At 70.2% G+C, this 12,297-nt stretch carries 8 protein-coding genes and 1 pseudogene; 2 read left to right on the top strand and 7 right to left on the bottom strand.

Annotated elements, in window-relative coordinates; all coding sequences use genetic code 11:
- Window positions 1-7: 7 nt before the first annotated feature.
- The 4 genes and pseudogenes from MXD59_RS27805 to MXD59_RS19550 form a co-directional block, all read right to left on the bottom strand.
- Window positions 8-271: a hypothetical protein gene (locus tag MXD59_RS27805; protein WP_248826114.1), complete on the bottom strand. Its 264-nt coding sequence runs from the start codon at window positions 269-271 to the stop codon at window positions 8-10.
- Window positions 272-687: 416 nt separating this feature from the next.
- Window positions 688-870, bottom strand: a pseudogene (locus MXD59_RS27810) (RNA polymerase sigma factor); the annotation flags it as partial.
- Entirely contained in the window at window positions 867-1,178 is a 312-nt protein-coding gene (locus tag MXD59_RS19545; RefSeq protein ID WP_248826106.1) for a YciI family protein, read from the bottom strand. The pseudogene MXD59_RS27810 and the gene MXD59_RS19545, both read right to left, overlap by 4 nt.
- Window positions 1,179-1,382: 204 nt before the next feature.
- Entirely contained in the window at window positions 1,383-4,049 is a 2,667-nt protein-coding gene (locus tag MXD59_RS19550; RefSeq protein WP_248826107.1) for an FAD/NAD(P)-binding protein, read from the bottom strand.
- A gap of 300 nt (window positions 4,050-4,349) precedes the next feature.
- Between MXD59_RS19550 and MXD59_RS19555 the strand changes: the two genes are divergently transcribed.
- A complete protein-coding gene (locus MXD59_RS19555) occupies window positions 4,350-5,027 on the top strand; it encodes a uracil-DNA glycosylase (RefSeq protein ID WP_248814879.1) in 678 nt (225 codons plus the stop codon).
- A 295-nt stretch (window positions 5,028-5,322) separates the two neighbouring features.
- Here MXD59_RS19555 and MXD59_RS26600 read toward each other — a convergent pair whose 3' ends face one another.
- From MXD59_RS26600 to MXD59_RS19575, 3 genes are all read right to left on the bottom strand, one after another.
- Window positions 5,323-6,882 (bottom strand): HupE/UreJ family protein, encoded by a 1,560-nt coding sequence (locus MXD59_RS26600; RefSeq protein ID WP_504858360.1) that lies wholly within the window; start codon window positions 6,880-6,882, stop codon window positions 5,323-5,325.
- Window positions 6,827-8,014, bottom strand: coding sequence for a DUF3500 domain-containing protein (locus MXD59_RS19570; protein ID WP_248826108.1), 1,188 nt, complete (start codon window positions 8,012-8,014; stop codon window positions 6,827-6,829). The genes MXD59_RS26600 and MXD59_RS19570 overlap by 56 nt, the downstream gene beginning before the upstream one ends.
- A 445-nt stretch (window positions 8,015-8,459) precedes the next feature.
- The gene (locus tag MXD59_RS19575) at window positions 8,460-8,888 is read right to left on the bottom strand and encodes a VOC family protein (protein ID WP_248826109.1); all 429 of its coding nucleotides are present in this window, start codon (window positions 8,886-8,888) and stop codon (window positions 8,460-8,462) included.
- Between the two features lie 969 nt (window positions 8,889-9,857).
- On the opposite strand from MXD59_RS19575, the gene MXD59_RS19580 reads away from it, so the two are divergent.
- Window positions 9,858-12,297, top strand: a 2,440-nt coding sequence (locus MXD59_RS19580; protein WP_248826110.1) for an NACHT domain-containing protein, incomplete at its 3' end; no start/stop codon positions are given.

Below are 12,297 nucleotides of genomic sequence, written 5' to 3' on the forward strand. Positions count from 1 at the left end.
GCGCGGGTCACCCCTGATCCGGGCGGACGGTCGCCCGCGGGTGGTCGCGGCGGCGGGTCAGGTAGGCGGTCTCTGCGGTGTTGGTGCTCAGGGCGAGAGCCCGGTCGTAGGCGGCGCGTGCCTGCTGGTCGCGGCCGAGGCGACGTAGCAGATCCGCCCGGGTGGCGTGGTAGGCGTGGTAGGTGGACAGCGGGGCCGCGAGCCGGTCGACGGCGGCCAGGGCGACCTCCGGTCCGTCGAGTTCGGCGACGGCGATGGACCGGTTGAGCACGATGATCGGCGCCGGGTCGAGGCGGATGAGCTGGTCGTAGAGGGCGATGATCTGCGACCAGTCGGTGTCTTCGGCGTCGCGGGCCGACGTGTGGACGGCGTTGATCGCGGCCAGGATCTGATAGCGCCCCGGCGCCGACCCCGCCGTCGTGGCCGCCGCGACGGCGGCGAGACGTTCGCGGACCAGCCGGTGGCCCTCGGCGATAGGGTCAGCGCGACGCGAGCCTCGGGGGCGAGCGCCGGATGACAGCAGGTGAAGATCAGCCGGAGCCGCACGTCGTCGACGGCGCCGATCGGCTCGGGTGCGGTGTCGCCGTCGTCGCCGGACAACAACCGAGCCTCCCGGTGTCTGTCGTCGCGCCTGCTCTCCCGCCGCAGACGGTCGATGGCCTTACGGCCCGCGGTGGTCGTCAGCCAGGCGCCGGGGTTGGGTGGGACGCCGTCGGTCGGCCACCGTTCGACGGCGGTCGCGAACGCCTCGGCCGCCGCCTCCTCGGCGCGGTCGAGGTCGCCGAGGCGCCTGGTCAGGATGGCGACCACCCGGGCCCACTCGGCGCGGTGGGCCCGCGTGATCGCCGCCTGGACGTCGACCTCGCTCACAGGAACGGACGGATCTCGATCCTGCGGTTGCAGGCCTTCGAACCCTCGGCGGCGAGCGCCAGGGCCACATCGAGATCGGCGGCCTCGAGGATCCAGAAGCCGGCGAGGAACTCCTTGGACTCCACGAACGGTCCGTCGGTGACCAGCGCCTCGCCACCCCGGTTGTCGACCACGGTCGCCGTGTCGGGGAACCCGAGACCGCCGGCGAAGATCCAGTGCCCCTGCTCCTGGAGCCGCGCGTTGAACACGTCGATCGCGGCCTGCTCCTGCTCGGTGCCGAGTTCGGGACGGTCCTGGATCACGGACATCAGATACCGCATCGCGAGATCAGCTCCTGTGGTTCGCGGGCGCCCCGGTGGGCAACCGTCGCTCACCCCTGCTACGAACGCCGCCGCCCCGATTCGACACCGGGCCCCGCGGAAGTTCCCACGACCGTTCCCGCACACGTTCGCATGTCGCCGCGCGGCCGGGTCGGGCCAGGATCGATCCGGCCACGCGGCGACGTCCGTGCGCTACTCGCGGCTGGCCGGATGCCCGGTGCACAGCGCGGCGCGCAGATGGGCGTCGCGGGGGGAGGGCCGACGGTCGAGTCGGCTCCGCAACAGGGCCTGGGCGATGTCGGGCCGGCCGGCCTGGACGGCGCAGTAGATCGTGGTGTCCTCGACGATCTCGCGCTGGGCGGCGCTGCCCCCGAGCCGTTCGACACCGGGCAGGGCGACCAGCGCCTCGGTCGCCCGGTCGGGATCGCCCAGGGTGAGGTGGATCAGGGCATCGGCCAGCGGTGCGACCGTGTCGGTGAACACGGTGCTGGTGCGGGCCGCCGCGGACCGGCGCAGTGCGGCGAGGCGCTGGCAGTCCCCGACGGCGGCCAGCGCGATGGCCGCGTGCAACGCCACGAACGGCGTCGGCGGATCGACGAGCAGGCCACCGGGGACAGTGTCCAGCACCGGGCCGAGATCCACCGACGTCCAGGTGCCGGCGGTGAAACCACGCCACAGCAGCGACGCGGAGTCGACCAGCGCCCGGACACCGGCGACGGCCGGCGGCGCGAGCTGGGCGGTGAAACGTGCCCGGACCGCGCTGTCCTCGCCGAGGGCGATCTCGTGCATGGCCGCGTGCCAGGAGAAGTGGGCCCGGTGCGACGAATCCGAACCGCAGGTCGAGATCCAGGTGTCCAACCAGGCCAGCCCGGCCGCATGGTCACCGGTCTCGTAGTGGACGTGGGTCTTCGCGTGGACGGCGTGCCCGGCGGTCGGCTCGACGGCGAGCGCCAGCGCCGAAAGCTCGGCCGCCTCCTCGTGACGTCCCTGCTCCTGACGGGTGAAGGCGAGCAGCCCCCGGTACCACCAGTTGTCGCGGTAGACCGGAGCGAGCCCTTCGACCAGCGCCCAGGCCTCGGCCGGAAGTTCCGTCGCACCGCTGAACGCGATGGTGGGCACGGCGATGCTGACCGCCAGGGCGTCCTCGGGGTAGGCGTGGATGTAGCTGAGCAGCGCCGCCGCCGACCCGGCTCCGCCCGGTTCGTGGATGCGGGCGGTGACGACGTCGATGAAACGCCGTTCCCGCTCGTCGGCCCGTCCGGCGTACCGCCGGGCCTGCGCCAGGGCGGCCTCGACGTCGACGTCGGCGCCCCATTCGGCGCCGAGCAGCGCCAGCACCGCCTGCCCGAGGGCGAACCGCGGGTCGGCCTCGACCGCCTCGGCCACCAGCGTCTCGGCGCCCGACCGGACCCGCAGGATGCGACCGAGCCCGGCGACGTAACGACCGGCCGCCGCCGAACTCGCGGTCAGCGGCAGACCGTAGGGGTCGTGCACGCGTCGGACGCCCCGAGGTCCGGGGAGCGCGGCCACGAGGGCGGGGGCGAGCGCGGCGGCCTGGCCGCGGATCTCCGGCATCGCCGTGCTTTCCCACAGCTGCCCGCGGCGCAGCGGTCCGATCGCCCAGATCGCCGGGTGGGGCCCGTCGGCGGCGGCCAGGCGGCCGGACGCGTCGGTGGCGAAGCCCAGATCGAGTGCGTCCGGGGTGGCCAGGCCCGCGGCGAGCAGGTTCATGACCAGGGGATCGTGGCTGGTGCGCACACCGGAGCCCGCGCCGGTGCAGTTCAGGACAGCCGCGGCGAGCACCCGGGAGCCGTCGCTGAGCGAGACCTCGACACCGGTCTCGGTCTCGCGTGCGTCGACGACCCGCGCGGCGTGGGTGACCAGCGATCCTTCGGTGCGGCGCTGCTCGAGCCAGGCGTGGACGGCGGGGTCGACGCGGTGACGCACCTGATCCCAGCGGCGCACCGTGGTCGCCAGGAACGTCGCCTGGTCGGCGACGGGCAGCCGCGACCACAGTTCGGCGGTCAGCGGGCGCAGCGCGTCCACCGCCCGCCGCCAGTCGCCCCCGGCGGCGCGGATGTGCGCGAAGACCAGCCGGCGGGCCTGCCCGAGGCTCATCGGCCCGGCGGGCAGCCGCGGGGCGGCCAGCGGCGGCGCCGGTTCGACCGCGTGCGGCAACGGCAGCAGCCCGTGCCGCGAGGTGACGTGCAGCCGCACCCCGGCCCGGCTCCAACGCTGGGCCATGTCGGTCATCGTCAGGCCGGCGCCGACGAGCAGCACGTCGCTGCCGGTCGGAACGTACGCCTCGGCCTGCGAACGCCACGGATCGGCGATGAACCGGGGTGAGCGGGCCAGCGCCGAAGGCACCCAGGAGGTCGTCGAGGCGCCGTGGCCGAGGGCCAGGACGACACCGTCCACCGGGTGGCTGGTGCCGTCGTCGAGGGTCAGCCGCAGCCGACGACCATGGCGGCGGATGTCGGTGGCGCGGGCGCGCACCTGCTCACAGCGCACACCGCTCGCGGCGCGCAGCGTCTCCTCGAGGGTGTGACGAAGATAGTCGGCGTAGAACTGGCGGGGCGCGAAGCCACCCGGCGGAAAGTCGACCGCGACATGCCGGCGAAGCCAGCGCAGGAAATGCTGCGGATCATCATCAAAGGCGCTCATCTTCGCGGCCGGCACATTGAGCCGGTGCCGCGGATCCCGGGTCAGATACGCCAGACCCGTACCCACCTCGTCCGGTTCGACCAGCAGTATCGTGAACCTTCGGCCGGTAACCGACGCGGACCTTGCCAGCTGGGCGGTGGCGAGGCACCCGCTGGCCCCACCACCCACCACCGCGACGACCACCGGCGCACTCATCGGGACCGTCGACAGCTTGTACGCGGACACCTGAGCATGAAGATCTCCTTTTCCGTCCATTCCCGTCGCCAGCAGAGTAAGCACAGTCGGGGCGGTCGGTGAACTGGAATGACGGAATACGGACACCCCGGACACACTCGGTCCCCGAGATCGACGGACCAGAACGGCGACGTCGGGAAAACGTCTGCGGATCCGCGCCGCCGCCCGAAGCCCCTCGGTCGTGTGGGTCGGTGGCATCACCGTGCTCCCGCAGCGGCGCGGCCACCGCGGTGCGGGGAGCGCGCAGTAGGCTGACCGGCCATGCCAGCGCAACCACTGCGGGAACTCGTCGAGGCGGGCTGGGCGCGGGCCCTCGAACCGGTCGCCGACCAGATCACGGCCATGGGCGACTTCCTGCGGGCGGAGATCGCCGCCGGCCGTAGTTACCTGCCCGCCGGCCCGCACGTGCTGCGCGCCTTCCAGCAGCCCTTCGACGACGTGCGGGTGCTGATCGTCGGCCAGGACCCCTACCCCACACCCGGTATGGCCATCGGCTACAGCTTCGCGGTGGCACCCGAGGTGCGCCGGCTACCGGGCAGCCTGCAGAACATCTTCCAGGAGCTGAGCACGGACGTCGGCGCGCCCCGCCCGTCCAACGGCGACCTGACCCCCTGGACGAGCCAGGGGGTGCTCCTGCTGAACAGGGCGCTGACGACGGCGCCTCGCCAGCCCGGCTCACACCGCGGCAAGGGCTGGGAGCCGGTCACTGAGCAGGCGATCCGGGCGCTGGCCGCGCGGGGCAAACCGCTGGTCGCCATCCTGTGGGGCGCCGACGCGCGCAGCCTTCGGCCCTTCCTGGACGGCGCGGCGGTGATCGAGTCGACCCATCCGTCCCCCCGGTCGGCCGATCGCGGTTTCTTCGGGTCCCGCCCGTTCAGCCGGGCCAACGACCTGCTGCTGCGCCAGGGCGCCCAGCCCGTCGACTGGAGCCTTCCCTAGCCGGCAGCCGGGCAACACGGCGATCACCTGGTGGATGTCGTGACGTTGTGCGGCCTGGAGGAACTTCAGCGCCGACGAGATGGCCGTTCCCGTGTCGACACCCATCACGGGCGGCCAGGTGGAGCTGGCGAAGGAGCGGTGGATCCTCGCCCGCGCGACGCATCTTGACTCGCTGGTGGACAAGCTGACCGAGCCACGCGTGCGACGGGCCATCGAGCCGGTCCTGGCCGGAACGACGCTGCTGTCCGAAGTACTCATCACGTCGAGCAGCTCCTGGGTCCGCTGCGCCAGCACGTCATCGGGGATGCCCCGCAGCAGCCCGACCGCCATCGACAGCGCCGTTGTCCTGCCGGCACCGTTGGGCCCCACCAGACCGAGGAACGGCCCTCTCGCGACCGTCAGGTCCAGCCGGTTCGCCGCGACGTTGTCCGCGAAGACCTTGTGCGGGCCGCTCAGCCACAGCGCCGGTGACGAGTCCCCCGCACCGGGCCAGGGGCCCGGCCCGTCGAGCCAGCTCGCAGAGGACTGCGACGACGGCGAGCCCGGCTGCCAGGGCAAGCGAATGCTCGACGAGGAGCTCGCCGACCGGTTCCAGCGGATTGCCGGACATCAGGCCGGACCGTTGCACGAACCAGGCTGTCGCGAGCACCGCCCCGAGCGAGGCGATCGCGATCCGCAGTGCCGGGTAGACGACGGTGCGACTGATCACGATCAGGGAGGGCATCACCAGCGCCACGACAAGCAGCTGGGTGATCTCGATGCCGAGGTTGAAGCCGAGCAGGGTCGTGAGCAGACTCCTGCGGCTGAGGTCGAGCTCGCCCAGGAGCGCGGCGAACGCCAGCCCGTGCAGCAGGCCGAACGTACCGGCGATCAGCACCTCGCCGCGGCGTATCAGGGGGCGCACGGCGTGGATGGCCGAGACCAGAACGGACAGGGCGATACCGCTCTCGACGAGCCGGGCGGGCAGCTGCACCCAGCCCATCGCGCCCAGCGCCAGGGTGATGGAGTGACCGAGGGCGAACGCCGTGACGACATGCAGGACCCGCCGGCCCGCGCGCCCGAGATCCTGCCGGCCTGCCCACCGATGCCCCACGGCGGCCAGGGGGGCGGGCAGCAGCAGCATGAGCAGGAACAGCAGATGATCGCTGCCCCCGCTGATGTGGTCGACACCGAGGTGGAGTGCGGACACGAGGCCCTGACGCTCGGTTGTCGGGGCTGCGGACGCCGCCGACGACAGGGCCGCCACCGGCACCGACTGGGTCTGCCACGACAGCATCGCCACCGTGGTGTACGGGCCCGTGCTCCCGTACCGGGCCGAGACGAACACCCGGTGCGAGACGAGCTTGTCCACGATGGCGTCGTCGTGGAGCACGAAGTCACCCACCCTGCCAAAGCTGGGTGTCAGGGTGGCGTCGAGAACGAGGTTGGCAGCACCGTCGATCGACTCGACCCGGCCGCCGGCGACGCGGGTCACCCACGTCCGGCCGGTCGAGTCCGTCGCCGACAGGTCTCTCTGCAGGTAGGCACGCAGCTCGGACAGCGTCGCGACGTCGAGGACGTCGGCCGCGGTGAGTCGTTCGTCCAGCGCGACGCCGAGCTGGTCCAAGGGCAGGTCGACGGTCGCGGTGACGGTGCGCTCGCCGACGTCCAGCCGCACCGCCGAAGTGTTGAGCGGATGCGCCAAGGCCTGCGGCGCGAGCGCGAGGACGACGCCGACCACGGCGACGATGCCGGCGAACAGACTCAGGGCTCGTCGGAGGCCGGTCAGCACGACGCCCGCTCCCCGTCGTGGCGACCGATCACGCGCTGGGATTGGTGCTGCCATAGTCGTCGGTCTTGTCTCGGTAGACGCCATGGTAATGGACGTTCGGGGTGCTCCGGCTGCGCGTGTTGACGAGCTCGATCCACACGCGGGGTCCGTCGATGCGCAGGTAGGTGCTCTCGCCGTCGACGGTGTCGCTGTTGGCGAACGCGACGTGGGTCTGGCTGAGCTGGGCCGTGTACGTCTTCATCAGCGAGGCGGCGGCGCCGGGAGAGGCGTCGTTGACCCAGGCGGCGATCGCGTCAAGAACGAGCGTGCGCTGCTCCGCAGACAGGTCGCTGACGGCCACGCCCTGGGTCGCGGGGAACTTCCCGCTGTCCACGCCCGGGCCCATCAGGATGTCGTCGATGGTGCCGGACAGCTTGGCCTTCGCCTCCTGGTCGTCGCGCAGAGAGTCGAAGACGTCGAACAGCGTGTCGGCCTTCTCCTTCATCGGCTCCACTGCGGTGCTGCCGATCGTGAAGGACTTCGGCTCGGTACCGGTGAAGTCCGGTGTGATGCTGACCGTGGCGCCCTTGTAGGTGTAGTTGCGGGCCAGGTGGTGGCCGCCGAACTGGACCATGAACGAGCCGGTCGCCGAGGGCTTGCCGTAGATCGCGATGTAGTAGTCGGAGTCCGAGCCAAAGCTGTCGGTGCCGGAGGCACTGTTCGCCCTGAGCCAGTCGTCGGCCTGCTGGATCGTCTGCACCTGGGCATACCCCTGCGCGCTCAGCATGGTCTTCACGAGGGCCATCGCGGCGGGCTTGGCGTCACCGTCAAGCTCGGAGAGCGCGATGCCCTTACGCGGCACCTGCTGGGCCGGGTAGTTCGACCAGGTCTGGCGGGATTCGCTGTCTGCGAAGTCGTAGCTGACCTTCCCGGCGGTGCTCGTATCCAGGGTGGCGAGAAACGCGGTGGCGGCGGCCACGACTTCGGTGGTGTTCGCGCCCGAGGCGTTCGCGCCGTCGGTGTCGAGATCCACGGCCGTGAAGGTCTGCAGACCACCGCCGCCCGGGGCACCGCCGGGGAATCCGTTCGGTGCGCCCGAGGGGCCAGCGGTCGAGGTCGAGGTCGAGGCTGAGGTCGAGCTGGTGTCGGCGTCGGAGTCACTGCCACAGGCGGTGACCGCGGAGAACAGTGCTGCTGCCGCAATCGGCGCGACGATGGTGCGGCGAAGCTTGGTCATGGATCTGTCCGTTCCGGGTCGAGGAGGTCCGACATCCACCTGCAGGCAGGCCGCCTGCGCTCCCACAATGCTGTCCGTGTTTCCTGTGAGTCCGCTGTGCGCCCGCTGTGGATCTCTCGTGCGTAACGGCGGCCGTTCCCCCACGCGGGGTACGTCAGAAACACACACGGATGAGAACGCATGCGAACAGGACGGACAACCAGCTCTGCCGAGTACCGCCTTCGATTCACCACTCCGTGAGATGAGGAACGGGCCGCGGCGCACGAGCGCGCTCCGTCCACAACGGGAGAGTTTAGCTGTACGGATGGCTGTACCGCACCGCGATGCTCGGCACCGCCCGACCGCACTACCTTGCTCTCGCGGGATAACTCCCGCCCCACACGGGACCGGCTTTAAGAGAGGCTCAAGGAAGATGGCTCCCCACCTCGCCGGTCCTGAAGGATGCTCAGTCAAGACAAAATTCGTTTCCCTCGATGTCCTGCATCACGATGCAGGAATCATGGCCGTCATACAGCAGTCGCACGCGCACCGCGCCGAGCGCGACCAGTCGTGCGCATTCGGCTTCGAGCGTGACGAGGCGCTCTTCACCCACGAGCCCGGAGCCGACCCTCACGTCAAGATGCAGCCGATTCTTGACGACCTTTCCCTCGGGAACGCGCTGAAAGAACAGTCGCGGGCCCAAACCTGAGGGATCAATGCAGGCAAACCATGAACCCTGATTCTCGGGAAGCCGGGAGTCGTTGAAGTCGTCCCAGGTGGCGAACCCTTTCGGGGGAGGCGACACAACGTACCCCAGCACCTCGCACCAAAAGCGAGCCATGCGCTCAGGTTCAGCGCAGTCAAAGGTGACTTGGAACTGCTTGATCGATGACATGGGCGCACCATAGCATGGGAGGCCTTTGTTCATCTCCCGCATTTTGGCGGGAGGATGGACCCTGAGGGCTGCCGCTGCGTCGTGCGGTTGCAGGAGTCGAGTCGTGCATGTACAACGCGGGTATGGAATTGTTGTTCGCCCGATTTCCAAAAGATGCTGACGAGAATTCTGAACCTACACCGGCACGATCGGTACCACCCGTTGGTTGCACATGTCTACGTGTGGAGATCGGTGTGGGTGTGGCCGCAGCGCAGGTATGCCACTGTCGCCTTGAGAGGGCGTGGTCATGCTCGACTATTGCGCCGCGCTGGCCAGGGATTCTGTCGGGATTCGCCGTGCGATCTCGTACGGTCCACCGCCCCGGCGGCTGCGTCGGTCGCGTGGCTGGCCGCCAGTTCTGGTCGCGGTCAGATGACGGTGGGCTGGGATCTGAGGCGTCGCCGAGGCGGTGACGGCCGCGGGCCGCGCGGGGCCGCAGGTAGGTGGGGGCCGTCCGCGCATGGTCCGCGAGGCGGACCTGGACAGGGCCGCGACCACTCCCGCGCGGGAGCTGGGCCGCCCCAGGATGGCGTTCGGGTAGGCAGGGGATCACGGGTGGTGCGATGTCTGGCATGCCGTTCCGAGCGCACATCGGACATCCCCCGAGTCGTTGGACTATCGGTTGTGGATCCACCAGACCGCAGCCGTGGCTGCGGCGCCTCCGGCCGTGGTGCCGGCGCCGCGCAGGGCGGCGATGCCCACGATGGAGAGGAGGTGCCGCAGGGCGCGGGGCCCGCGCCGATGGTGGTTCTGGCTCGGGTTGCCTGCGGGTGGATGGAGGGCGGTGGGGGTCTTGGCGCTCATGTGCCCAGACTGGGGTGGGTGTTGTCCGGAGCGGTCCGGTGGATGGGTCGGGATGCCGGACATGCCTCTTCGATCATCATTAGACTGAACCCAGTCAGGTGCTACGGGTCACGGGGGGTGGCTGTGGTGAGGCGAGATTCGATCGGTCGGACGCGGGCCGCCGTGCGGGAGCTGGTGGCCGCGGTGGGTGACCCGCGGGCGGATCGGCTCCTGGATTGCATGGTCGGCGAGTACCAGGTAGGCCGTTCCACGGTGTACGCCTTCTTTTCCGGTCGGGATCTGGCTGAGTGGAAGACCGTTGCGGCACTGGTCCAGGCGTGCCAGGAACATCACCGGCGGGGCCACCTGAACGGCCTGGCGCAGCGGGAGCACAAAGAGTGGGTCTCGCGGGGCCGGTTTGACCTGGCTGGGTTCGCCGACGTGTACCGGCAGGACACCGAGCCTGGTGAGGGCGAGAATCCGGCGTGGGTGGCGGCGCGGACGCGGTATCTGCAGCGGGTGCGGGAGCGGTATCCGCGGGTTGATCTGGAGATTCTTACGCCGCTGACCGATCAGGGTGAGCATCCGATCATGTTGGTGGAGCAGGTCTTCACGCCCCAGCATGTCCGTGCCGACCCGCCGCCGATGGAGGTGCCGCGGGAGGTGTGGCGGCGGCTGGCCGACGCCGGTCACGACGAGTCAGACCTGCCGGACGAGGTCGACCGGGAAAGGCTGCAGGCCGCGCTTCGCGCCTATCGCGACCGGCCGGCCCGTCCCGTCCTGGATGTCCTCGCCGATCCTGCCTGCAGGAAGCTGGTGGTGCTGGGAGATCCGGGTGCGGGCAAGTCCACGCTGGCCCGCTACCTGATGCTCACCCTCGCCTGCCCCGCCGGCGCACCGGACGAAGCCGTGTTGGGCCCCGCCGCGGACGGCGCCCTGAGTGCCGGTGCGCCGGGCCCTGCTCGGCGGGTGCCACAGCCGCCGGCAGGGCTGGCGGGATGGCTGCCGCTGCTGGTCGAGCTACGCACCTTCGCCGACCCCGCATGGAGGCACGGGCGCAGCGTGACGTTCCTGGACCTTATTGATCATCTACATGCCAGTCAGGACGTGGGCCTGCCCAAGTCCCTGGTGGAACCGTTCCTGGCCGCCGACGGCCAGGCACTGGTGATCTTCGATGGGTTGGATGAGATCTTCGACCCCCGCGCCCGGGCGCAGATCACCGCCGAGATCGAGGGGTTCGCCGCCCGCTACCCCAGAACCCGGGTTGTGGTCACCTCCCGGCCGGTCGGCTACCAGCGCCAGACCCTCGACACCGCAGGGTTCGGCCACTGGATGCTCCAGGACCTGGACCCTGATCAGATCCGCTCCTTCACCACCGGCTGGTACGCCCGGTCCTGCCCCACCGATACCGCGCAGGCCAGCCGGCTGACCGCCCGGCTGCTCGCCGCGGTCGACGGCTCGACGGCGGTCGCGGAGCTGGCTGGTAACCCGATGCTGCTCACCATCCTGGTGATCATCGGCCGGCGCCGCGAGCTCCCGCGGGACCGGCGCAGCGTGTACGAGCACGCGGTCACCGTGCTGGTCGAGCACTGGGACGTCAACAAGCATCTGCGCGACGCCAACGTCGACACCGATAACGCGTTCCTCGACGTGACGAACAAGCTGAAGCTGCTGCACCGGGTCGCCCGCGGCATGCAGGACGCCCCGGCTGGGCTGGCCGGCAATCACATCCCCGGCCCCGACCTGGTCGCAGCGTTCCAGACCTACCTGATCGACGAGCTCAGCCTGCCCGCCGTCCAGGCGATTACCGCCGCACGGGCCATGCTGGAGCAGTTCCGGACCCGCAACTTCATCCTCGCCCGCTTCGGATCCCAGGTGTACGGGTTCGTGCACCGGACATTTCTGGAATACCTCGCCGCCGACGACCTCAACCAGCGCCTTATCAACCTCGACATCAGCCAGGAACAGATACTCGCCGTCTATGACCGCCACTGGCCAGACCACGCCTGGGCCGAGCTTCTTCTCCTGCTCACCGGGATGATCCCGGACCGGCTCGCCACCCGAGCCATCCGCCAACTGCTCGCCGCTGATCCCCGATGGCGGGTCCGCACCACCCCGCCCCGGCACCTGATCCTTGGACTGCAGGCCGCCGCCGAGATCCGCAAAGCCTCAGCCCTCACCCCTCACGCCGAAGCGATCACCGACGCCCTCATCCTCCTCCTGGGAGAGGCCGATGCACGCGAAACGCGGTTCGCACCCAACGACTCCCTGTCCGCGGATGTGAATGCGGTGCTGGCTAGGCTGTTGCCTCATATCGGCCCTCATTGGGCAGGCCGTGACCGGTACCAGAACTGGTACCACGCCAACGGTCAGCAGCTGGGCAGCTTCTACCCGTATACCGCTGCCCGCGCCGCCGCCCGGATCTACATGGCCCAGCTACCCCACCCACCTGCTGACCTGCATGACGCCGCGACTCACCCACACTGGGCGCTCCGCGAAGCGGCGGTCGAGGCGATTGCTGCGGGTTGGGCTGACGACGAGGCCACCCTTCCGCTTCTGCGCGACCGAGCTACCACCGACGATCACT

Origin of the sequence: Frankia umida (assembly GCF_023242945.1) — a bacterium.
Lineage (GTDB): Bacteria > Actinomycetota > Actinomycetes > Frankiales > Frankiaceae > Frankia > Frankia umida.

Coding starts and splice junctions, on each gene's coding strand:
- MXD59_RS19575 (WP_248826109.1), bottom strand. CDS start 8,888: ATGTCATCGATCAAGCAGTTCCAAGTCACCTTTGACTGCGCTGAACCT.
- MXD59_RS19570 (WP_248826108.1), bottom strand. CDS start 8,014: ATGACCAAGCTTCGCCGCACCATCGTCGCGCCGATTGCGGCAGCAGCA.
- MXD59_RS19555 (WP_248814879.1), top strand. CDS start 4,350: ATGCCAGCGCAACCACTGCGGGAACTCGTCGAGGCGGGCTGGGCGCGG.
- MXD59_RS19545 (WP_248826106.1), bottom strand. CDS start 1,178: ATGTCCGTGATCCAGGACCGTCCCGAACTCGGCACCGAGCAGGAGCAG.
- MXD59_RS19550 (WP_248826107.1), bottom strand. CDS start 4,049: ATGAGTGCGCCGGTGGTCGTCGCGGTGGTGGGTGGTGGGGCCAGCGGG.
- MXD59_RS26600 (WP_504858360.1), bottom strand. CDS start 6,882: ATGGCGTCTACCGAGACAAGACCGACGACTATGGCAGCACCAATCCCA.